This is a genomic window from Streptomyces sp. NPDC057099, assembly GCF_042671245.1.
GTDB lineage: Bacteria > Actinomycetota > Actinomycetes > Streptomycetales > Streptomycetaceae > Streptomyces > Streptomyces purpurascens.
The window spans coordinates 186,851-207,479 of the sequence record NZ_JBHUTX010000009.1; the positions used below are offsets into that span (position 1 = coordinate 186,851).

Here is a 20,629-nt window from a genome sequence, read left to right on the forward strand (position 1 = left end):
GGCGGGAAAGCCGCCTGACACTCCAGAACAGAGATCCCTAGTGCATCGGTAGGAAATGATGGAGCGACTGGAGCCGCCCGCCGACCGCGCGTTGCGCGCGGGCCGCTGGTCCCTGCTCCTCACCTCCCGCCGGCACATCGATCTCCTGCGCGTCTGCAGCGCGGCGAGCCCCCGCCGCTGAACCGGCGGCGCCCACCGGCACCGCACCCCCGCCGCGCACGGGTATGCGCCGACGCCGCCGCGCACCCGTCCCCCAGGTGCGCCGCCCGCCCGCCGCACCTCCCAGCACCAGAAGCCGGACCCGGACCCAGGGAGACACATGCCCGCCGCACCCCTGACCACCGTCCCGTCCCTCCCCTCACCGCCGCCGTTCCGGGGCAGGATCGGCTGCGACGCCAACAGCGGCTACTACGCCGCGCCGCGCCGCTACCGTCTCCACCTCTCGCCGTCCTGCCCCCACTGTCTGCGGATCGCCATCACGCACAGCCTGCTCGGCCTGGAGGACACCCTCCCGGTCGTGCTGCTGCCGGCCCTCCCCGACCTGCCCGACGGCGGACACTCCGCCCTGAGCCCCCTGTACGAGGCCAGCTCGCACCGCCATCCCGGACCAGCACTCGCGCCGGTGCTGAGCGACACCTGGACCGGGCGGATCGTCACCACGCACTCCTCGCACATCCTGCGGGACCTGGCCCGGCGCTTCGGCGACGACGGCACCGACCGGCCCGTCCTCTACCCGCACGGCGCGGAGGAGGAGATAGAGGCCGTCGAGCGTCTGTGCGACCACCACATCAACGAGGCCGCACAGCAGGCCGGGCAGGCCGACACAGACGCCACGGCGCGCCACACCGCCCTGAGTTCCCTCCTCCGGGTCCTGGGCTCACTGGAGTGGCGCCTCGCCGACCAGGACTTCGTCCTCGGCGAGGAACTCACCGCCGCCGACGTGCGGTTGTGGGTGGCCCTGGTCCAGCTCGACACCGTGCACCGGCTGCACCTGGACGCCGCCGCGGTCCACCGCGTCGCCGACCATCCGCACCTGTGGAACTACGCCCGACGGCTCGCCGCCCACCCCGCCTTCGGCCGCCATCTCGACCTCGACGGCATCGCCCGCAGGCACCACGCCCATTGCCAAGGACTGGAAGCCGCGGGGGCGGCGGTCCAGATCCTCGACTGGGCCGTTCACATCGCGGAAGGACCCGCTCGGCAGGGCCCGAACGGTTTCATGGAACCGCAATACGCCCTCCACCTTCGCCCGCCCAACCCCGCCTAATCTGCGACGACATGGGGCCCGCCATACCGGAACATGGCGGGCTCCGTGCCCTCCTCGAGAGGGCTGGTGATCGCATACGGCCGACCTGGAAGGCACTCTCCTCGTGTCCGCACCTCCCCCTCTTCACCTTGCCCTGGCGCTGGACGGCACGGGCTGGCACCCGGCGGCATGGCGTGAGCCGGGCGCCCGGCCCCAGGACGTGTTCACCGCCGGCTACTGGGCCGGCCTCGTGACGGAGGCCGAACGCGGCCTGCTCGACTTCGTGACGTTCGAGGACGCGCTCGGGCCGCAGTCCTCGCACCCCACAGGGCCGGACGGGCGCACCGACCAGGTGCGGGGCCGGCTGGACGCCGTACTGGTCGCCGCGCGGGTCGCCCCGCTGACCCGGCACATAGGGCTGGTGCCGACCGTGGTCGCCACCCACACCGAGCCCTTCCACATCTCCAAGGCGATCGCCACCCTGGACTACGTCAGCGCCGGCCGCGCGGGCCTGCGCGTCCAGGTGTCGGCACGGCAGAACGAGGCCGCCCACTTCGGCCGTCGTACCTTCCCACCCCTCCGCGCCGAGGAATGGGACACCCAGGCCGGCCGGGACCTGATCACCGACCTCTTCGACGAGGCCGCCGACCACATCGAGGTGGTACGCCGCCTGTGGGACAGCTGGGAGGACGACGCGGAGATCCGCGACGTCGCCACCGGACGCTTCGTCGACCGCGACAAGCTGCACTACATCGACTTCGAGGGCAGGCACTTCAGCGTCAAGGGACCCTCCATCACTCCCCGGCCGCCGCAGGGCCAGCCCGTCGTCAGCGCGCTCGCGCACCGGAGCGAGCCGTATCGACTGGTGGGCCGTTCGTCCGACATCGGGTACGTCACCCCGCACGACACCGACCAGGCCCGGGCCGTCGTCGCCGAGATCCGTGCCGCGCAGGCCGAGGCGGGCCGGGCGGAGGAGCCGCTGCACCTCTTCGGCGACCTGGTCGTGTTCCTGGACGACGACCCCACGACGGCGGCGGACCGCAAGGCCCGTCTCGACGACCTGGCCGCCTACCCGTACACCAGCGACGCCGAGATCTTCACCGGTACGCCCGCGCAGTTGGCGGACCTGCTGCTGGAGCGCCGCCGGGCCGGCCTGAGCGGCTTCCGGCTGCGCCCCGGAGTGATCGGCCACGACCTGGAGCAGGTCACCCGTGGCCTGGTACCCGAACTCCAACGCCGAGGCGCCTTCCGGCACGCCTACGAGGCGAACACCCTGCGCGGGCTGCTCGGGCTCGCCCGCCCCGCCAACCGCCATGCCGCCGCCTGAGGCCGGAGGAGTACGACCATGAAGCAGATCCATCTCGCGGCCCATTTCCCCGGCGTCAACAACACCACCGTATGGAGCGACCCACAGGCGGGCAGCCACATCGAGTTCAGCTCGTTCGCGCACTTCGCACGGACCGCCGAACGCGCCAAGTTCGACTTCCTGTTCCTCGCCGAAGGGCTGCGCCTGCGCGAACAGGGCGGCCATATCTACGACTTGGACGTGGTGGGGCGCCCCGACACCTTCACCGTCCTGGCCGCCCTCGCAGCCGTCACCGAGCGCATCGGTCTCACCGGCACCATCAACTCCACCTTCAACGAGCCCTACGAGGTGGCCCGGCAGTTCGCCAGCCTGGACCACCTGTCGGCCGGACGGGCCGCCTGGAACGTCGTCACCTCCTGGGACGCCTTCACCGGCGAGAACTTCCGGCGCGGCGGCTTCCTCCCCCAGGAGGCGCGCTACTCCAGGGCCAAGGAGTTCCTCGCCACCGCCAACGAGCTGTTCGACTCCTGGCACGGTGACGAGATCGTCGCCGACCGGGAGTCCGGCGTCTTCCTGAAGGACGCGCAAGCCGGAGCCTTCGTCCACCGCGGACAGCACTTCGACATCGCGGGCCGCTTCAACGTCCCGCGCAGCCCGCAGGGCCGCCCGGTGATCTTCCAGGCGGGCGACTCCGACGAGGGCCGTGAGTTCGCCGCGTCGAGCGCCGACGCCATCTTCAGCCGGCACAGCACCCTGGAGGCCGGCCGCGAGTTCTACGCCGACGTCAAGGGACGGCTGGCCCGTCACGGCCGAACCCACGACCAGCTGCTGATCCTTCCCGCGGCGACCTTCGTACTCGGCGACACCGACGCCGAGGCGCGGGACCTGGCGCACGAGGTACGACGGCAGCAGGTCAGCGGGCAGACCGCGATCAAGTACCTCGAACACGTCTGGAACCGGGACCTCTCCGCCTACGACCCGGACGGCCCGCTGCCCGACATCGACCCGGACCCCGGCGAGCACACCATCGCCCGAGGCCGGGCCAGTGTCCGTATGTTCCGCGACCCGGTCGCCGTCGCCAGGCAATGGCGCGAGCGCGCCGCGGCGGAGAACCTGTCGATCCGCGAGCTGGTCATCGAGACCACCGGCCGCCAGTCGTTCATCGGCTCCCCGGCCACCGTCGCCGAGACCATCAACGCCTTCGTCCAGGCGGACGCCGCCGACGGGTTCATCCTGGTCCCGCACATCACCCCGGGCGGCCTGGACGCCTTCGCCGACACCGTCGTCCCGCTGCTCCAGGAGCGCGGTGTGTTCCGCCACGACTACACCGGCACCACACTCCGCGACCACCTCGGCCTGACCCACCCCGACGGCCGGGCGGAGCCGGAGTTCCGGCGAGCGGCGTCCTGAAGTTCCTGGCCACCACCCCCACGCTTCCGCCCCGAGCCGACCGACGCCGAGGTGTGGCCACGACCGTTCCAGCGGCCGTCCGGGTCCGGCACGGCAGCGCGACGCTCCAGCGGATGCGAGCGGCGACGCCTTGACCAACGCGGGTAGCGGTGCTCCCCGCGGCCGGCTCCTCTCCCGAGCCGCTCACGCGTTTGGCGGCCCTTCGCGAGAAGGGACTGCCCGGAGCGGTCGAGGATTGACACGACATACGCGGCAGCGCGGCTGGCCGCTCCGCCGGAGGAGGCATGTACATGCGCCGTGCAGGTTTCGTCGTCGCCGCCACGACCGCGCTCACGCTGGGGACGGCCGGCCAGGGCTGGGCGGACACCACCAGTGGTGACATCACCACGAGTTGGGGGGACCGGGCCCGCGTCCAGGTGACCTGGGTCGACCGGAACTCCTTCCACAACGGCGCCCTGGCGGTCACCGACCAGACCTGCGACGACCGCTCCGTCCACGCCACCCTCACCGTCCGGACCGGCTCCGGCGCCGCCCACGCCCTGGGCGACCACCACAACACCGACGGCTGCGGCACGACCGCCGACTTCGACAACATCGCCGCCACCGACCCGAGCGGCATCAGAAGCCTCACGATGACCCTGTGCCGCAGCGCACCCGGAGCGCCCGCCGAGTGCGAGATCGGGTACATCGCCGCGAATCCCTATTACGGCTCCTGACCCGACACCGCACTCGGCGACCGACCTCTCCGGCCCCGACCGACCGGAGCGGGTCTCACATGTGCACCACGGGCGCCGCGTCGGGGTCGGTGGCCGGTACGTCGCGTCGGTAGAGGATGACGCTGATGACCAGACCGGCGGCGAAGAAGGCGGCCGACCACCAGTAGGCGGTGGAGTAGCCCTCGAGACCGGCCTGTGCGAGGACGGCGGGGTCCTTGGGGTTGCGGCCGGCCAGATAGTCGGTGACGGCGCTGGTGGAGAGGGTGTTGAGCAGGGCCGTACCGAGGGAGCCGCCGACCTGCTGCATGGTGTTCACGGCGGCGGAGGCGACACCGGCGTCCTCGGCCTTCACTCCGGCCGTGGCCAGGCTCATGGCCGGGGCCATCACCAGGCCGAGGCCCAGTCCCGCCACGATCAGCGGGGGCAGGATGTCGGTGGTGTAGCCGCTGCCGAGGCCGAGACCGGTCAGCCACACCATGCCGGCCGCGGCGAGGCCCATGCCCAGCGGTACGACCGCCTTGGGGCCGAGGCGGGGGATCAGCACGGTGGAGGCGAGCGTGGAGGACAGCATGAGCGCCGCGACCATCGGCAGGAAGGCCAGTCCGGTCTTGATGGGGGTGTAGCCCAGGCTCTGCTGCAGGTAGTAGGTGAGGAAGAGGAAGACACCGAACATGCCGGCGCCGGTGATCAGGATGGAGACGAAGGAGGCGCCGCGGTTGCGGTCGAGCAGGACACGCAGGGGCAGCAGGGGGTGGGCGGCGCGGGTCTGCCACCAGGTGAACGCGGCGAGCAGCACGGCGCCGGCGACCAGGAAGCCCCAGGTCTGTACGGAGTTCCAGTCGTGGCTCTCGGCGTTGGAGAAGCCGTAGACCAGGCAGAACAGGCCGCCGGAGACGAGGACGGCGCCGGGGATGTCGATACGGGCGCTCTTGTCGCGGGTGGTGCGCTGGAGCAGGAGGGCGCCGCCGACGAGGGCGACCGCGGCGAAGACCAGGTTGACGTAGAGGGTCCACCGCCAGTCGAGGTGCTCGGTCAGGAAGCCGCCGAGGAGCAGGCCGATGGCGCCGCCCGCGCCGGCGATGGCGCCGTAGACGCCGAAGGCCTTGGCGCGTTCCTTGGCGTCGGTGAAGGTCGTGGTCAGCAGGGACAGGGCCGCCGGTGCGAGCAGGGCGCCGAACAGGCCCTGCGCGGCACGCGCGACGATGAGCACCTCGAAGCTGCCCGCGGCACCTCCCAGCGCGGAGGCCCCGGCGAAGCCGACCAGGCCGACCAGGAAGGTCATCTTGCGGCCGAACAGGTCGGCTATGCGTCCGCCGAGCAGCAGCAGGCTGCCGAAGGCGAGCGCGTAGGCGGTGACGACCCACTGCCGGTCCCCGTCGGAGAAGCCCAGATCCCTCTGGGCCGAGGGAAGCGCGATGTTCACGATCGTGCTGTCCAGCACCACCATGAGCTGGGCCAGCCCGATGACGGCGAGGATCCACCAGCGATGCGGCGACGGCGCGTCGGCCGACGGCGGTGAGGACACGGTGGCCGTGTCGGTGGAGGTGTTGGGCATGACGGAACTCCAGAGGAAGCTGAGTGGCTTCGCGGACTGTCTGACGCCTGTCAGATTAATCGGAATCTGACGGGTGTCAAGTAAGGTGGTGGAGGGTCCCTAGGATGGCCCGGAGCACAAGCAGCGCAGAGCACGAGCAGCGCAGGACGCACGCATGGAGGCAGTCGTGGGAGCAAAAGCCGAATCCGCTCGACGGCCGGGGCGCCCCGGCGCGGACACTCCCGCGGTCCCCGCGGAGGAGAGCATCCTGCGGCGCGGGCTGGAGGCCTTCGCCGAGTTGGGCTACGACCATGCCTCCGCACGCGAGCTGGCCCGCCGCCTGGGCGTCAGCCACAACTTCATCAACGACCGGTACGGCTCCAAGGCGGCCTTCTGGCGGGCGGTGGTGGACCACGCGCTCGGAGCGCAGCTCGCGCGCCTGCCGCAGGTGGATGACACGGTCGACGACGCCGAGGCCCTGCGGCGGATCATCACCGGCTTCTACCTGACCGCCGTGGACGAGCCGTTGATCGGACGGCTCTTCGTCAACGAGTTCACCCGGGACACCGAGCGGCTGGACCACCTGTACGAGCACTACATCGCGCCGACCCTGCAGCGCATGGCGCCCGGCATCGAGCGGCTCGTGGCGGCCGGGCGGATGGCGCCCGTCCCGATGGACGTGCTGTTCTTCGCGGTGATCCCGCCCGTCTCGGGCATGGTGGAGGTCCCGCTGGCCCGCCGCCTCGGCCGGCCCGACGCCGCGTCGCCGGAACAGCTCACGGCCACGGCGGAGGCACTGGCGACGCTGGTGGTCAACGGACTGCTGGCATCGGGATCGGCGACTTGACCCGACGCCGACATGCCGGGGCGGGAAGCGCCGCACTCGCGCTTCCCGCCCTCCCCTGTGACACCCCGCGGGCCCCTCAGCCCGCGTCGTACCAGGCCCTCAGTCCTGGTCGTAGGTGTGGAACCCCCGCCCGGTCTTCCGGCCGAGCAGCCCCGCCTCCACCATCCGCTGGAGCAGCGGGGGAGGCGCGTGGAGGGGGTCCCTGAACTCGTCGTAGAGCGACTCGGCGATGGACGCGACCGTGTCGAGGCCGATCAGGTCCGCGAGCCTCAGCGGGCCCATCGGGTGGGCGCAGCCCAGTTCCATGCCGGTGTCGATGTCGGCGGCCGTGGCGAAGCCGGACTCCGCCATGCGGACGGCCGAGAGCAGATACGGGATCAGCAGGGCGTTGACGACGAACCCGGCCCTGTCCCGGGAGTGGATGACCGTCTTGCCGAGCGCCTCGGTCGCGAAGTCCTGTACGACGGCCACCGTGCGGGGCGAGGTGTGCAGGGAGGTCACGACCTCGACCAGCGGCAGCACGGGGACCGGGTTGAAGAAGTGCAGACCCACGACCCGGTCCGCGCGGCCGGTCGCCATGCCGAGCCGCATGATCGGGAGGGAGGAGGTGTTGGTGGCCAGAACCGCCTCCGGATCCTCCGCGATCTTGTCGAGGGCGGCGAAGATCTCGGTCTTGGCGTCGGGGTTCTCCACGACGGCCTCGACGACCAACTGCCGGTCGGCGAGATCCTCCAGGCTGCCGGTGAACGTCAGACGGGCGAGCGCGTCCCGGGCGGCGGGCTCCTCCAGCTTGCCGCGGCGGACCGCCCGGTCGAGTGATGCCGTCACCCGTTCGCGGGCGGCGCGGGCCGCTATCGCATCCACTTCGCAGACCGTGGTGTCGAGGCCGGCCCGGGCGCACACCTCGGCGATGCCGGCGCCCATCTGTCCGCCGCCGACCACTCCGACGCGCCGGATCCCGCCGCTCACGCCCCGGCCTCCGTCCGCTTCACCAGGTGCCGGGTGTACGCCTCCGGTGTGAAGAACAGCGGCAACTCGCCGGACAGAGCGGTCCGTTCGAAGAGGGCGCGGATGTCGTCGACGGGTGCCCACGGGTACTCGGCGCCCAGCGCGGCCACCTCGTCGTCCAGCAGTCGCACCACCGACTGCCGGTCGATGACGCGGTGCCGCAGCCACTGCCAGATCTGCACCCGGGCGATCTCGGCGGTCGCCGCGTCCTCCAGCAGGCCGTACAGCGCGACGGCGCCCTGTCCGCGCAGCCAGGCGGCGAAGTAGCGCAGTGTGACGGCGATGTTGGTGCGGACGCCCTCGGATGTGGGCGGTCCGCTGATCCGGCGCACCGACAGCAGGTCCGCCGGTGTGACCTCCACGTCGTCGCGCGTGCGGTCGAGCTGGTGGGGACGTTCGCCGAGGGCACCGTCGAAGACCTCCCGGCAGACGGGGATCAGCCCGGGGTGGGCGACCCAGGAGCCGTCGAAGCCGTCCTCCGCCTCGCGTTCCTTGTCGAGGCGGACCTTCGCGAGAGCGGCCTCCCTCGCGGCCGGGTCCTTGCCGGGGATCTGGGCGGCCATGCCGCCGATCGCATGGGCACCGCGGCGGTGGCAGGTGCGCACGAGCAGCTCGGTGTAGGCCCGCATGAAGGGCGCGGTCATGGTGACCTCGGCCCGGTCGGGCAGCAGGAAGTCGGTGCGGTGGCCGAAGGTCTTGATCAGGCTGAACAGGTAGTCCCAGCGGCCCGCGTTCAGCCCGGCGCTGTGCTCGCGCAGTTCGTGGAGGATCTCCTCCATCTCGAAGGCGGCGGTGATCGTCTCGATGAGAACGGTGGCGCGGACGGTGCCTTGGGGGATGCCGAGCAGGTCCTGGGCCAGGACGAAGACGTCGTTCCAGAGGCGGGCCTCGTAACGGTTCTCCAGCTTCGGCAGGTAGAAGTACGGGCCGTGACCGGCGTCGATCTGCCGCTGGGCGCAGTGGAAGAAGTACAGCCCGAAGTCCACGAGGGCGGCGGGCACGGGCCGGCCGTCGAACTCCAGGTGCTCCTCGTCGAGGTGCCAGCCGCGCGGGCGGACGACGATGGTGGCGAGCTGCTCGCGGCCCTTGAGGCGGTGCTCCTTGCCCTCGGGCGTGGTGAAGTCGATCCGGCGCTCGATGGCGTCGAGCAGATTGAGCTGGCCGCCGACGATGTTGTCCCATGTGGGGGAGGTGGCGTCCTCGAAGTCCGCAAGCCAGACCTTGGCACCGGAGTTCAGGGCGTTGACGGTCGTACGGCGCTCGGGCGGGCCGGTGATCTCCACCCGCCGGTCGGTCAGGCCGGGCGCCGGCGGCGCGACGCGCCAGGACCGGTCCGCGCGGACGGCGGAGGTGACCAGGGGGAACTCGAGCGGGGAGCCGCTCGCCAGGCGCAGGGCCTGCCGGCGGCGCTCCGTCAGCAGCGACTGCCGGCGCTCGCCGAACGCCGCGGCCAGGTGGCCGACGAAGTCGAGGGCGGCGGGCGTGAGGATCTCGTCGTGCCGGTCGCCCGGAGCCGCGAGGACGCGGACGTGGTGGGTCAGTGCGCTGGTGGACATGGATGCTCCTGAGGGAGGGAGGAGAGCGGGGGCCGTACCGGGACGGTGGTACGACCCCCGCTCGGCCGGGGCGGACCGGACGGCGTCCTCGGGGACGGCCTAGTGGAACTGCTCCTCCTCCGTGGAACCGGAGAGCGCGGTCGTGGAGGAGGTGGGGTTGACGGCGGTGGAGACCAGGTCGAAGTAGCCGGTGCCGACCTCGCGCTGGTGCTTGACGGCGGTGAAGCCCTGCGCCTGCGCGGCGAACTCCCGCTCCTGCAGGTCGACATAGGCGGTCATGCCGTGCTCGGCGTAGCCGCGGGCGAGGTCGAACATGCCGTGGTTGAGGGAGTGGAAGCCGGCCAGGGTGATGAACTGGAACTTGTAGCCCATGGCGCCCAGTTCGCGCTGGAACTTGGCGATCTGGTCGTCGTCCAGCGCGGCCTTCCAGTTGAAGGACGGCGAGCAGTTGTACGCCAGCATCTTGTCCGGGTACTGGGCGTGGAGGGCCTCGGCGAACTCACGGGCCTGGGCGAGGTCCGGGGTGCCGGTCTCGACCCAGATGAGGTCGGCGTAGGGGGCGTAGGCCAGGCCGCGGGCGATGACCGGCGCCATGCCGTTGCGGACCCGGTAGAAGCCCTCCGCCGTGCGCTCACGGGTCACGAACTCGGCGTCGCGCTCGTCCACATCGCTGGTGAGCAGGTTCGCGGCGAGCGCGTCGGTGCGGGCGATGATCACCGTGGGCGTGTCGGCGAGGTCGGCGGCGAGCCGGGCCGCGTTCAGGGTGCGGATGTGCTGGGAGGTCGGCACCAGGACCTTGCCGCCGAGGTGACCGCACTTCTTCTCCGAGGCGAGCTGGTCCTCGTAGTGGATGCCGGCCGCGCCCGCCGCGATCATCGCCTTGGTCAGCTCGAAGGCGTTCAGCGGACCGCCGAACCCGGCCTCCGCGTCGGCGACGATCGGGGCGAGCCAGTCGGTCGTGTCGCCGGCGCCCTCGGCGGTGGCGATCTGGTCGGCGCGCAGCAGCGCGTTGTTGATCCGGCGCACCACCTGGGGCACGGAGTTGGCCGGGTACAGGCTCTGGTCGGGGTAGGTGTGGCCGGCCTGGTTGGCGTCGGCCGCGACCTGCCAGCCGGAGAGGTAGATGGCCTGGAGCCCGGCCTTGACCTGCTGCACGGCCTGACCGCCGGTGAGGGCGCCCAGCGCGTGGACGTAGTCGAGCTCGTGCAGCTGGCGCCACAGCCGCTCGGCGCCGCGCCGGGCCAGGGTCTGCTCCTCACGGACACTGCCGGAGAGCCGCACCACGTCCTCGGCGGTGTAGGTGCGCTCGATGCCCTGCCACCGGGGATCGGTGGCCCAGCGCCGCGCGAGTTCCTCGGCCGCCTGTGTCCTCGCCTCTGCCATGACTGTCACCGTCTCCTCGGTATGTATAGGGGTGCCAATCCCCACCGCGTCGCTGTGCGGAGTGGCACTGTGTGTCTCTTACTGGAGTGCGGCCCGCCTGCCTGCCGTGGGGCGGAGCTGAGCAGTGCTTGCCTGGAAGCGCTGTCTGCTGCCGGGATCTCCGACGTCAGGGCATGAATCGTGCCCGGTGCAGGGTCTGCGCTGCCGGAGGTCCGGCGGGCCGCACTCAGACTCTCGCAGTGGCACTCAGTGCCATCAAGGGTGGACGTCTGCCAACTTCTGCGAATCTTCGCGGCTGCATTTGCCAAGTTTGCGAAGGGTTGCCACGGCTCTCTGTCGCGTACGCTGACGGACGTCTCAGGGGAGGTTGGAGCAGGGTGAGCAAGATCTACGCGGGCCCGCGGCTGCGGCGGCTGCGCGAGGAACGCCGGATGAGCCAGGCGGAGCTGGCCCGTGTGCTGGCGATCTCGCCCAGCTATCTGAACCAGATGGAGCACGACTCCCGGCCGCTCACCGTCCCGGTCCTGCTGAAGCTGACCGAGGCCTTCGGCGTCGACCCGGGCTTCTTCTCCGAGCGCGACACCAGCCGGCTGCTGGCGGATCTGCGCGAGACGCTGTCGGGCGAGATCGCCGAGGCCCGGGTGTCCCCGAGCGACCTCGCCGAACTGGCCTCCCGCATGCCCGAGGTCGCCCAGGTCCTGCTCGACCTCGGCCGCCGCAACCAGCGGTTGTCCGAGCGGCTCGTCGGAGCCGCGGACGGCCGCGCCGGCGGCCAGGGCGTGGCGTCCTCACCCCACGAGGAGATCCGGGACTTCTTCTACCGCCGCCAGAACTACCTGCACGAGACCGACCTCGCGGCCGAACACCTCGCCGGGGAGATCGGGATCCGGCCCGGCGAGGTCGTCAGGGCCCTCACCGCCCGACTCGCCGACGGCCACGGCGTCCGCCTCGCCGCCACGACCGGCGACCGGCTGCACCACTACGACGACGCGGCCCGCACCCTCCATCTGTCGGCCCGACTCCGCCCGGGACAGCGGGCGTTCCGAATGGCCATCCAGCTCGCCCTGCTCGAATACGGCGACGAACTCGGCCGCCAAGCCGCCGAGGACTTCCCCGCCGCTTCCCCGCCCCACGCCCTGGCCCGGATCGGCATCGCCAACTACTTCGCCGCCGCCCTGATCCTCCCGTACACCGCCTTCCACACGGCGGCCGAGGAGTTCCGCTACGACATCGAACGCCTCACCGACCGCTACGGCCTCGGCTACGAGACGGTCTGCCACCGGCTGAGCACCCTGCAACGGCCCCGGCTGCGCGGTGTGCCCTTCTCGTTCGTCCGCGTGGACCGGGCCGGGAACATGTCCAAGCGGCAGTCGGCAACGGGGTTCCACTTCTCCCGGGCCGGGGGCACCTGCCCGCTGTGGAACGTCTACGAGGCGTTCGCCGCCCCCGGCCGCATCCATGTCCAGATCGCCGAAATGCCCGACGGGCAGCGGTACTTGTGGACGGCCAGGGCGGTCACCCGGCACCGCGGCGGCTGGGGCGAACCCGGCAAGACCTTCGCCGTCGGCCTCGGCTGCGAGATCCGCCACGCCCACCGGGTCGTCTACTCCGACGGCCTCGACCTCGCCAACGCCTCGGCCGCCACTCCCATCGGCATGGGCTGCCGCGTCTGCGAACGCCTCGAATGCCCCCAACGCGCGGTACCGCCCCTGGGCCGCGCCCTGCGGATCGACCAGAACAGCAGCACCTTCGTGCCGTATCCGGTGGCGGATCCGACGAGGTGAGGCCCGGGGCCTGCCCGAATCGACCGACTGGGGCAGGGCGTCGTCATCGGGCTGGTGCCGTCAGATGACGGCGATGAACCCTCCGAAGGGCGCGGTGTCCACGCTGGACCGGTCGCCCCTCGGCGTGCTCAGAGAGAGGTGAACGCTGTGGCGAGGTGGTCGAGCAGGGGCGCCGCGCAGGGGTGCGGGTCGCGGCGTGGGGTGATCGTGTAGACGCCTCGGGCCGGGGGGTCGACGAGGTCCACCGTGGTGACGTCGGTCCGCAGGGCGCGCGTCAGCACGCCGGGTATGAGCGCGATGGCGTGACCGGTCGCGACCAGGGCCAGCTTGCCGGGCAGATCGGCCGCGACGAGATCGATGCGGGCGCTGAATCCGGCGCGGGCGGCGTGCTGGCGCAGGAGCGCCGCCGAGCCGTCGTTGTCCTCGGCCCAGGTCTGGTCGGCCAGGGCGTGGATGCGCACCCGGCCGCGACCGGCCTGCGGATGGTCGACGGGCAGTGCGACGACCATGTCGTCCAGCCCGAGGAACCGTCGATCGACCCGCGGGTCCTGGGGCAGCCCAGGCGGTGCGTCGGTGACGACGGCGATGTCGAGATCGCCGTCGAGCACGCGGTGGTGCAGTTCCGGGCTCAGGGCGGGGAGCAGACTCCACCGGACGGATCCGGTCTCCCGCAGCAGCGCCCGGACCGCTTCGGGCACGATCCCCGTGGCCAGAGAAGGCGTAGCACCGACGGCCAGCGGCCGGTTGAACGCCCCGTCATGGGCGTCTCGCGCGGCGCTAACGGCGCGGTCGGCCTCGTTCAGTGTGGTCAGCGCGTGGCGCCGGAACACCTCGCCGGCGGGTGTCGGACGGACACCGCGCGCATGGCGTTCCATCAGCGGCACGCCGAGCTGCCGCTCCAGTCCGGCGATCTGCCGGGAGACGGCCGACTGCGTGTGGTTGAGCTCGGCGGCCGCCGCCGACAGCGACCCCAGGCGGCACACGGTCACGAACGTTCGCCACACCGTCAGCTCCATGGCGCCAGTATGCCCAGCCGGTATGCGAGTTCCGCAGGGCAGGGATGCGATATATGCGCTTGTCGCAGTCGGAGCGGTGCACAATTCTGGCGCGCATGACCACACCACACACGATCGCCGTCCTCGGCCTGGGACGCATGGGCCACGCGATGGCGACCCGTCTGACCACCCAGGGCTGGGACGTCGTCGGCTGGACCCGCTCAGGGCGCACGGCAGGCACCGTCGAGACGACCGCCGATCCGAACGAGGCCGTGGCGAAGGCCGGCCTCGTGCTTCTCTCGTTGTTCGACGGCCCGGCCTGCCATGAGGTCCTCGACAAGGTCCGTGACGTGCTGCGCACGGACACGATCGTGCTGAACACCGGCACCGTCGCCCCCGCCGAAGCGTCGGAGCTGGCCCGGCGCCTCGGCCCCTCCTACGTCCACGCGCCCGTGCTCGGATCCGTACCGGCTGCCGTCGCGGGCTCCCTGCGGATCCTCGCCGCCGGTGACCACGCCGCGCTGGACCGCGTCGGGCCGGTTCTGGGAGCGCTGGGCACCGTGCGACGCGTCGACGACGCCTCCACCGCCGCCGCGCTCAAGCTGATCGCCAACAACAGCCTCGCCGGAGCCGTCCTCGCGCTGCGCGACTCGCTGCGGCAGGCCGACGCCCTCGGCCTGCCCCGCGCCCAAGTGCTGGACGTCCTCGAACTCGGCCGGCTCGGCGGACTCGTGACCGCCAAGAGGCCCTTCCTCGCCGGCGAATCGGCCGCCGGCACGGCCGAATTCACGATCGGCGCGCTCGCCAAGGACATGGCGCTGCTGGCCGCCGCGTCCAACACCCCGCTGCGCAGCGCGGCCGGTCTGGCCGACACGCCTGCCGACCCCGAGGCCGACATCGCCGTCGCCGCCACGGTCCCCGCCGTGGCGGACGCCGTGCTCGCACCGCTGCGCGCCTACCTGCGCGGGCACGCCACCGGTGACCCCTCCCACTTTCGCGAGGCGTTCCTGCCCTCCGCGCACATCGAGGGAATCCGGGACGGGGCGTTCGTCTCATGGCGCCTGGACGAATACTGCGCTCTCTTCCCGGGCCGGCCGGCCCCGGACGAACCCGCCCGCTCCCGTCGTATCGACGCCGTCGACGTCCACGGCACGGTCGCGACCGCCACCATGACGCTGCGGCACGGCGCCGACCTGTTCACCGACATCTTCCTGTTGGTCCGCGCCGACGAGGGCTGGCGCATCGCCAACAAGGCCTATCACCGACACTCGTGAGGATCCATCGCGGAAGCGGACCTCACGAAAGCAGAGACGATGACCACGCAGACGCACCACGTCGACCACGACCTCATCGAGGCGGCGGCTCACGTCGCCCGCACTCGGTGCCGGGGCGACCAGCACACCATGGCGGCCGCGGCCCGCGCTCAGGACGGGCGGATCGTCACGGCGGTGAACGTCTACCACTTCACCGGAGGCCCCTGCGCCGAGCTGACCCTCATCGGCGCGGCAGCCTCCCAGGGAGTCTACGAACTGGACACGATCGTCGCCGTGGGAGACCGCGACCGGGGGGTCGTCCCTCCGTGCGGACGGTGCCGTCAGGTCCTTCTCGACTACTTTCCCGCCCTCAAGGTCATCGTCGGCCAGGACGACCGCGTCCGAACCGTCCGTATCACCGACCTGCTCCCCGAAAGCTATGTCTGGGCCGAACACCAGGGCGAGGCCGAGTAGGCCGCTGTCCGGCGCGAGTCGACGCCCGGCTCAGGGCCAGACCCCGGAGAAGTCGATCGCGCGGGCCCACTCGGGATGGTCGATCAGCGGATTCCGGTTGCCCTGTAGCTCCGCGATGGCCGCGTTGCGGTGCAGTTCGTACTCGGTGACCGCCTCGTTCTCGTGCCACCGCAGCAGGACGGGCAGCCGGTCTTCGGGGAACTCCTGCGCGACGTCGCCGATCTGGCCCGGATAGCGCAACAGGAAGTACAGGGTGGCACGGGCGACCACGCCCCTGCACTTCTCCGGCTCGAATCCCACGCTCTCGCGCTTCCCGCACGCGTCCCGGACGGTCTCCTGGAAGTCGGGGAAGTCGAAGTACGGGAAGTTGTTGCGGTAGCTGTTGCAGCCGGACTCGCACGTGAACAGATGATGCAGGTCGCCCCGCATGGGCTCCTTCTCGTGGAACCACGACTGCGGCACCACGTGCTCGCAGTTGAACGGCAGGGACGCTTCCAGCGCGCGGAACTCGGCCGCGAATTCCGCCGGTCCCGCCGTCCGCTCCCGCAGCAGCAGCTCCTGCTCGCGGGCCAGCCGGGCCTCCTCCACGGCCGCGTCGGCCCGTATGACCTCCTCGGCGGAGAAGCCCTGGCCGGAGTAGATGCTGCGCAGCCGTCCGTCCTTGTGCAGGTCGACCCACGGGTAGACCAGCCGCATCGGCTTGTACCTGGGCTTGGGCTCATGGGTCTCGGCCAGCAGCGTCGTCAGCGCGCGGCGCAGCGCGTCGCCGTCGTCGGTGCGGACGTTCGCGTAGTACGCGGCGCGTGCGGCGGCGTCCGCGGACCGGTCGTAGTAGGGACGTTCCCGGGAGAGCCGGTGATGGGTCAGGGCCGCGTCGACATCCTTCCCGACCGCCGAGACGACATCCGGCTGCCCGTCCGAAGAGGGCTGTGGTGTCGGTGCGCGTGCGGGCAGCGGAGCCGAGAGGGTGGCCGAGGGAGCCGAGGAGGTGCCGAAGTCGAGGGTGATCCGCAGCGGGAGGACGAGCTGAGCGGAACCGGCGGCCGCGTGAGACGGGGCCCCGTCCTGTGAACCGTCGGCGCCCGCCAGAGCGGGCCTGCCGGCGGAGGACGGCATCGGCGGCGCGTTCTTCTCGGGAGACGGGTCCAGCCCCGTGGTGGACACCTCGTCCCGCAGTTCTGCCGCCTCACCGGTCAGCGCTGCCTCGTGCAGGGACCGCAGCACCCGGCTGATCCGCACCCCCTCGTTGGCCCGCCACGCCAGCTGCTGCTCGCCCATCTCCGGCCGCCACACCGTGCCGTCGACGCTCAGCGGCCGGCCCTCGGCATCGGTCTTCGGAACGGCCGAGTGATGCAGCGCCACGACTTCCCACTGGTCGTTGAAGACCGGAGAACCCGAGGACCCCTCACGGGTGTCGGACTCGTAGTGCAGGAACCGCTCCAGCACGTCGACGATCTGGTTCTCGCGCAGCGCGATCTGCTTGGGCTCGCCTCGCGGGTGCTGGATGATGTTGACGAACTCCCCGATGACGGCCTTGCCTTGGGCCTCACTGAGGACCAGCCGGCCGAACGACGAAAGCGCCTCGCCCTGCGCGCCGCGTGGGGCCACCGCGACCAGGGTGTAGTCCAGCGCCCGGTCGGTGACGAAGCACCGGAGCGGCTCCAGCGAGAAGACCGCCGGTACGAGCGGGTTGCCGTCGGCGCCGTCCTGGAAGGCGAAGGCGACCTTGCTGCGGCCGGCCTCCTGCGCGTCGCCCAGGACATGGTTGTTGGTGAGCAGCAGGGAGGGGGAGACCATGAAGCCGGTGCCGTGTCCGCCGCCCGGCCCGCTGATGGTGATCCGGCCGACCGAGCGCGAGACCTGGACACCCTCCTCGAGGAACGCGACCGGGGTGAGGTTGTTGCGCCCGATGAGGCGCTCCAGCCCCAGCGCCTCACTGGTGAAGCTCTCCGGCGGCAGGCCCAGGGTGCTCCCCGCGCCGCTCGCTGGTTCCGTCGGTGTCCGCTCGATCGCCCGCGCCATGGCCCAGTCGGCGCCGAGACGCGCCAGCCGCTTCTCGATCCGCTCGGGCGTGTCCGCGTACAGCACGCCACGCGTCTCGAGGACGGACTGGTTTCTTTCACGCTGCTCGGTGCGGTTCCCGTAGCGGGCTGCGGCCATCGTCAGTTGCGACAGATAGTCCGACTCTCGTTCGGAAGCGAGTTCCGCCGTGGCCATGATCCGCCTCCTGGCCTGTCCTGATCGGGGCGGTGGTGTCCGAGACGCGTGCTTCTCAGCAAGCCGTATATACCGATGCTTTCAGACGGGAGATACATGTGCAAAAGGAGCGAAAGGTGATCGCGTACGGCGAGGAATCTCAGCCCTTGACGCTGCCCTGGGTCAGCCCCGACCGCCAGTAGCGCTGCAGGACGAGCATCGCGGCGGCCAGCGGGAGGACCGAAAGGAACGCCCCGCCGACCGTGAGCTGGTAGAGCTCGGGATTGCGCTCGGCCGCCGCCTGCCAGGTCGTCAGGCCCAGTGTGATGGGGTACTTCCGGTCGTCGGAGAGCATCACCAGCGGCAGGAAGTAGTTGTTCCAGCTCCCAGTAGTCGGCGACCTCGCGCGACAGACCGCCGTTCATGTCGACGACCCAGGTGTCGCCCACGGTGCGCACCCACCGCGCACCCCGCTGCCAGCACATCGCGGCGAACCAGGTGGGCTGGTTGGGCGCGAACGTGCACAGCCGGGCACCGCCGCCGCGCTCCTTGACCACGCGGGCGGCCCGCTCGAACTCGGCCCAGGTGCCGGGCGCCTGGATGCCCCACTTCTCGAACAGGTCCCGGCGGTAGAAGAGCCCCATCGGCCCCGACGCCTGCGGGATGGTACGCACACGCCCCCCGAAGACACCCTGGTTCCACTGCCACGGCACATAGCTGTCGCGCAGCTCGTCGGCACCGTACGCGCTCAGGTCCGTCAGGCCGTTGACCAGCATGAAGCCGGGCAGCTCGTGGTACTCGACCTGCGCCAGGTCCGGCGGGTTCCCGGCGGCCAGCGAGGAGTGCATCTTCTGGTAGCCGCCCTGGGTGTTGGCGGGGATGTTCTGCAACTCGACCTGGATGCCGGGGTGCGTCCGGTTCCACAGGTCGACCGTCTTGCGCATCGGCACCCACGTCCAGAAGACCAGCTTCACCGGCCGGCCGGGGCGTGCGGGTTCCTGCCGGGTCGTGCGGGCGGCTCCGACGGTCTGGCCGCAGGCGGTGAGCGCCGGGAGCGCGGAGAGTGCCCCGGCACCCCATCCGAGCACAGACCTCCGCGAGGGCGGTGAGCTGTTCATGTACGTCCCCTGTCTGGAGTCCGGTCGTCTACGGCTCGACCAGTACGGCCACTCCGGCCGGCGGCAGCGTGAGGCGGTCGGCGGGAGCGGCCCCTCGGCCCAGGGCATCGGTCATCGGCTCCGGGAGCCTGATCTCCGCCGCTTCCCGGCCGTGGTTCAGCAGGAAGACGAACCGTCCGCCGTCGCCTTCGCGCACGGTCGCCTGGACGTGCTCGGGAAGCCCGGGAATCACGGGCCCGACGGATGCCGTCCGGCACACGTCCTCCGTCAGGGCCCGCATGGCCTCCGGCGCGAGTCGGGTCGCGACGTACCAGGCGCTTCCCTCGCCGAAGGCGTGACGGGTGACGGCCGGCTGCCCTGCCAGCGGCCCGGAGCCGAACTCGGCCACCGTCCGCGCCCCTTCGGGCACGACGACCTCCGACCAGAGGTCGGCGCGGCTCACCGTGCCGTCCGAGTGCCGGACGTCCACCGTCTCCCGCTCCGCCAGCGGCCAGAACTCCTCGACCCGCAGGCCCAGTACCTCGCGCAGCGGCGCGGGGTACCCGCCCAGGTGCACCCGGTCGCAGTCGTCGACGATGCCGGAGAAGAACGACACCAGCAGATGGCCGCCGCCGCGGATGAACTCCGTGAGGCGCTCGGCGTCCGGCTGCTTCAGCAGATACAGGCTGGGCACGACACCGACCTGCTCATAGCCTCCGAGGACGAGTTGCCGCTGGTGCTGGAACGGCCCGACGCGGGCGAGTCGGAGGCCGTGCACAGCCTCCTGTCCGCGGGGGTCGGCGAGGTGGTCGTCAAACGCGGCGCCCACGGCGCGACCGGCTTCACCGCCGAAGGAGCGACCGACCAGGCCGCGCGCCGGGTCGACGCCGTCGATCTGGTCGGCGCGGGCGACGCCTTCGTGGCCGGATACCTGTCCGGACTCCTCGACGGCGCGGACATCCCCGCCCGGCTGCACCGGGCCGTCACCACCGCGGCCTTCGCCGTCGCCACCCGGGGCGACTGGGAAGGCCTGCCGACACAGGACGAACTCGGCCTGCTCGACCGGCCCGACGGCACGACCGTCCGCTGACCCGGGAGGCTGGACACGACATCCACGGCGGCAGCCGCTCCGTCAGGCGGGCGCGGCTTCCGTGAACTGATTGGTGTCGAAGAGCTGGTTGATGTGGCCGCCGAGCTCCGACCAGTGCTGTCCGGAGAGTTCGGCGGCGGCGCGGGCGTCGCCTCCCGCGCAGACGTCGATGAGCTGGTCGTGGTGCTCGATGGTGTTGCGGCCGCCGAGGAGCGTGGAGAACTTGCGGTAGAGGATGCGGTGGATCTGCGGGTGGAGCTGCTCGACGATCCGGCTGAGGACGGGGTTGTCCGCCGCCGCGATGGGGACGGCGTGGAAGCGGTCGTCGGCGGCGAGGGCGGCGTCGGTGTCGTTGGCGGCGACGGCCCGTTCGAAGTCCCGGTTGGCCTGGCGCATGTGCTGCCGTTCCTGCTCGGTCATCACCGGCACGGCCGTCTCGATGGCGAGCTGGTCGAGGGAGCGCAGGACGGCGAGGGTCTTCGCGACGTCGCGGCGGTTGAGGGTGGTGATCCGGGTGTAGACGCCGGGCTTGGCCTCGACCAGACCGATGTCGGCGAGCCGGGCGAGCGCCTCGCGCACCGGGGTGCGGCTGAGACCGAGACGCTCGGCGAGTTCGCCGTCCTTGACCTTTTCCCCCGGAGCGAGTTCGCCGCGCACGATGGAGTCGCGCAGTCGGTGGAAGACCTCGTCGCTGAGGAGACGGCGGGAGACAGGGCTGTCGAGTGACATATTGC

Annotated in this window: 17 protein-coding genes and 3 pseudogenes; 10 read left to right on the plus strand and 10 right to left on the minus strand. The window is 71.4% G+C overall.

Annotation, left to right across the window (positions count from 1 at the left end; translation table 11 throughout):
• Positions 1 to 55 precede the first annotated feature (55 nt).
• From ACFT4A_RS15675 to ACFT4A_RS15695, 5 genes are all read left to right on the plus strand, one after another.
• On the plus strand, positions 56 to 181 hold the full coding sequence (locus ACFT4A_RS15675) for a hypothetical protein (RefSeq protein WP_382830141.1): 126 nt from the start codon (positions 56 to 58) through the stop codon (positions 179 to 181).
• 138 nt (positions 182 to 319) lie between these two features.
• Positions 320 to 1,267, plus strand: coding sequence for a glutathione S-transferase C-terminal domain-containing protein (locus ACFT4A_RS15680; RefSeq protein ID WP_382830144.1), 948 nt, complete (start codon positions 320 to 322; stop codon positions 1,265 to 1,267).
• Between the two features lie 103 nt (positions 1,268 to 1,370).
• Positions 1,371 to 2,573 carry an LLM class flavin-dependent oxidoreductase gene (locus tag ACFT4A_RS15685; RefSeq protein ID WP_382830146.1) on the plus strand — a complete coding sequence of 401 codons (1,203 nt, stop codon included), beginning with the start codon at positions 1,371 to 1,373 and terminating at the stop codon, positions 2,571 to 2,573.
• A gap of 18 nt (positions 2,574 to 2,591) precedes the next feature.
• The gene (locus tag ACFT4A_RS15690; protein ID WP_382830148.1) at positions 2,592 to 3,962 is read left to right on the plus strand and encodes an NtaA/DmoA family FMN-dependent monooxygenase; all 1,371 of its coding nucleotides are present in this window, start codon (positions 2,592 to 2,594) and stop codon (positions 3,960 to 3,962) included.
• Positions 3,963 to 4,252: 290 nt separating this feature from the next.
• A complete protein-coding gene (locus tag ACFT4A_RS15695) occupies positions 4,253 to 4,678 on the plus strand; it encodes a hypothetical protein (RefSeq protein WP_382830150.1) in 426 nt (141 codons plus the stop codon).
• A gap of 55 nt (positions 4,679 to 4,733) precedes the next feature.
• Here ACFT4A_RS15695 and ACFT4A_RS15700 read toward each other — a convergent pair whose 3' ends face one another.
• Positions 4,734 to 6,233, minus strand: a complete 1,500-nt coding sequence (locus ACFT4A_RS15700) for an MFS transporter (RefSeq protein WP_382830152.1) — start codon at positions 6,231 to 6,233, stop codon at positions 4,734 to 4,736.
• 154 nt (positions 6,234 to 6,387) lie between these two features.
• Here ACFT4A_RS15700 and ACFT4A_RS15705 point away from each other — a divergent pair, with 154 nt between their 5' ends.
• Positions 6,388 to 7,059, plus strand: coding sequence for a TetR/AcrR family transcriptional regulator (locus ACFT4A_RS15705; protein WP_382830154.1), 672 nt, complete (start codon positions 6,388 to 6,390; stop codon positions 7,057 to 7,059).
• Between the two features lie 99 nt (positions 7,060 to 7,158).
• Here the strand turns inward: ACFT4A_RS15705 and ACFT4A_RS15710 are convergent, their stop codons facing one another.
• From ACFT4A_RS15710 to aceA, 3 genes are all read right to left on the minus strand, one after another.
• On the minus strand, positions 7,159 to 8,028 hold the full coding sequence (locus ACFT4A_RS15710) for a 3-hydroxybutyryl-CoA dehydrogenase (RefSeq protein WP_382830157.1): 870 nt from the start codon (positions 8,026 to 8,028) through the stop codon (positions 7,159 to 7,161).
• Positions 8,025 to 9,623 (minus strand): malate synthase A, encoded by a 1,599-nt coding sequence (gene aceB, locus ACFT4A_RS15715; protein WP_382830159.1) that lies wholly within the window; start codon positions 9,621 to 9,623, stop codon positions 8,025 to 8,027. The genes ACFT4A_RS15710 and aceB overlap by 4 nt, the downstream gene beginning before the upstream one ends.
• A gap of 99 nt (positions 9,624 to 9,722) precedes the next feature.
• Positions 9,723 to 11,006, minus strand: a complete 1,284-nt coding sequence (aceA, locus tag ACFT4A_RS15720; protein WP_382830161.1) for an isocitrate lyase — start codon at positions 11,004 to 11,006, stop codon at positions 9,723 to 9,725.
• A gap of 377 nt (positions 11,007 to 11,383) precedes the next feature.
• On the opposite strand from aceA, the gene ACFT4A_RS15725 reads away from it, so the two are divergent.
• A complete protein-coding gene (locus tag ACFT4A_RS15725; RefSeq protein WP_382830164.1) occupies positions 11,384 to 12,790 on the plus strand; it encodes a short-chain fatty acyl-CoA regulator family protein in 1,407 nt (468 codons plus the stop codon).
• Positions 12,791 to 12,918: 128 nt separating this feature from the next.
• Here ACFT4A_RS15725 and ACFT4A_RS15730 read toward each other — a convergent pair whose 3' ends face one another.
• On the minus strand, positions 12,919 to 13,806 hold the full coding sequence (locus tag ACFT4A_RS15730) for a LysR family transcriptional regulator (RefSeq protein WP_382830166.1): 888 nt from the start codon (positions 13,804 to 13,806) through the stop codon (positions 12,919 to 12,921).
• 53 nt (positions 13,807 to 13,859) lie between these two features.
• On the opposite strand from ACFT4A_RS15730, the gene ACFT4A_RS15735 reads away from it, so the two are divergent.
• The gene (locus tag ACFT4A_RS15735) at positions 13,860 to 15,059 is read left to right on the plus strand and encodes a nuclear transport factor 2 family protein (protein ID WP_382830168.1); all 1,200 of its coding nucleotides are present in this window, start codon (positions 13,860 to 13,862) and stop codon (positions 15,057 to 15,059) included.
• A 39-nt stretch (positions 15,060 to 15,098) separates the two neighbouring features.
• Positions 15,099 to 15,512, plus strand: coding sequence for a cytidine deaminase family protein (locus ACFT4A_RS15740; RefSeq protein WP_382830171.1), 414 nt, complete (start codon positions 15,099 to 15,101; stop codon positions 15,510 to 15,512).
• Positions 15,513 to 15,542: 30 nt separating this feature from the next.
• Here the strand turns inward: ACFT4A_RS15740 and ACFT4A_RS15745 are convergent, their stop codons facing one another.
• From ACFT4A_RS15745 to ACFT4A_RS15760, 4 genes and pseudogenes are all read right to left on the minus strand, one after another.
• Positions 15,543 to 17,729: an endonuclease gene (locus ACFT4A_RS15745; RefSeq protein ID WP_382830174.1), complete on the minus strand. Its 2,187-nt coding sequence runs from the start codon at positions 17,727 to 17,729 to the stop codon at positions 15,543 to 15,545.
• 139 nt (positions 17,730 to 17,868) lie between these two features.
• Positions 17,869 to 18,090, minus strand: a pseudogene (locus ACFT4A_RS15750) (carbohydrate ABC transporter permease); the annotation flags it as partial.
• 25 nt (positions 18,091 to 18,115) lie between these two features.
• Positions 18,116 to 18,934, minus strand: a pseudogene (locus tag ACFT4A_RS15755) (ABC transporter substrate-binding protein); the annotation flags it as partial.
• On the minus strand, positions 18,855 to 19,499 hold the full coding sequence (locus tag ACFT4A_RS15760; RefSeq protein ID WP_382830177.1) for a beta-galactosidase trimerization domain-containing protein: 645 nt from the start codon (positions 19,497 to 19,499) through the stop codon (positions 18,855 to 18,857). The gene ACFT4A_RS15760 and the pseudogene ACFT4A_RS15755, both read right to left, overlap by 80 nt.
• Here ACFT4A_RS15760 and ACFT4A_RS15765 point away from each other — a divergent pair.
• Positions 19,440 to 19,895: pseudogene (locus ACFT4A_RS15765) on the plus strand (carbohydrate kinase family protein); the annotation flags it as partial. The gene ACFT4A_RS15760 and the pseudogene ACFT4A_RS15765 overlap by 60 nt on opposite strands.
• 42 nt (positions 19,896 to 19,937) lie before the next feature.
• Here the strand turns inward: ACFT4A_RS15765 and ACFT4A_RS15770 are convergent.
• Positions 19,938 to 20,624: a GntR family transcriptional regulator gene (locus ACFT4A_RS15770; RefSeq protein WP_382830178.1), complete on the minus strand. Its 687-nt coding sequence runs from the start codon at positions 20,622 to 20,624 to the stop codon at positions 19,938 to 19,940.
• Positions 20,625 to 20,629: the final 5 nt, after the last annotated feature.

Excerpts from the sequence above, each read along its gene's own strand:
- ACFT4A_RS15690 (WP_382830148.1), top strand. The coding sequence starts at position 2,592 with ATGAAGCAGATCCATCTCGCGGCCCATTTCCCCGGCGTCAACAACACC.
- aceA (WP_382830161.1), bottom strand. The coding sequence starts at position 11,006 with ATGGCAGAGGCGAGGACACAGGCGGCCGAGGAACTCGCGCGGCGCTGG.
- ACFT4A_RS15695 (WP_382830150.1), top strand. The coding sequence starts at position 4,253 with ATGCGCCGTGCAGGTTTCGTCGTCGCCGCCACGACCGCGCTCACGCTG.
- ACFT4A_RS15740 (WP_382830171.1), top strand. The coding sequence starts at position 15,099 with ATGACCACGCAGACGCACCACGTCGACCACGACCTCATCGAGGCGGCG.
- ACFT4A_RS15735 (WP_382830168.1), top strand. The coding sequence starts at position 13,860 with ATGCGCTTGTCGCAGTCGGAGCGGTGCACAATTCTGGCGCGCATGACC.
- ACFT4A_RS15680 (WP_382830144.1), top strand. The coding sequence starts at position 320 with ATGCCCGCCGCACCCCTGACCACCGTCCCGTCCCTCCCCTCACCGCCG.
- aceB (WP_382830159.1), bottom strand. The coding sequence starts at position 9,623 with ATGTCCACCAGCGCACTGACCCACCACGTCCGCGTCCTCGCGGCTCCG.
- ACFT4A_RS15675 (WP_382830141.1), top strand. The coding sequence starts at position 56 with ATGATGGAGCGACTGGAGCCGCCCGCCGACCGCGCGTTGCGCGCGGGC.
- ACFT4A_RS15730 (WP_382830166.1), bottom strand. The coding sequence starts at position 13,806 with ATGGAGCTGACGGTGTGGCGAACGTTCGTGACCGTGTGCCGCCTGGGG.
- ACFT4A_RS15745 (WP_382830174.1), bottom strand. The coding sequence starts at position 17,729 with ATGGCCACGGCGGAACTCGCTTCCGAACGAGAGTCGGACTATCTGTCG.
- ACFT4A_RS15700 (WP_382830152.1), bottom strand. The coding sequence starts at position 6,233 with ATGCCCAACACCTCCACCGACACGGCCACCGTGTCCTCACCGCCGTCG.
- ACFT4A_RS15770 (WP_382830178.1), bottom strand. The coding sequence starts at position 20,624 with ATGTCACTCGACAGCCCTGTCTCCCGCCGTCTCCTCAGCGACGAGGTC.
- ACFT4A_RS15705 (WP_382830154.1), top strand. The coding sequence starts at position 6,388 with ATGGAGGCAGTCGTGGGAGCAAAAGCCGAATCCGCTCGACGGCCGGGG.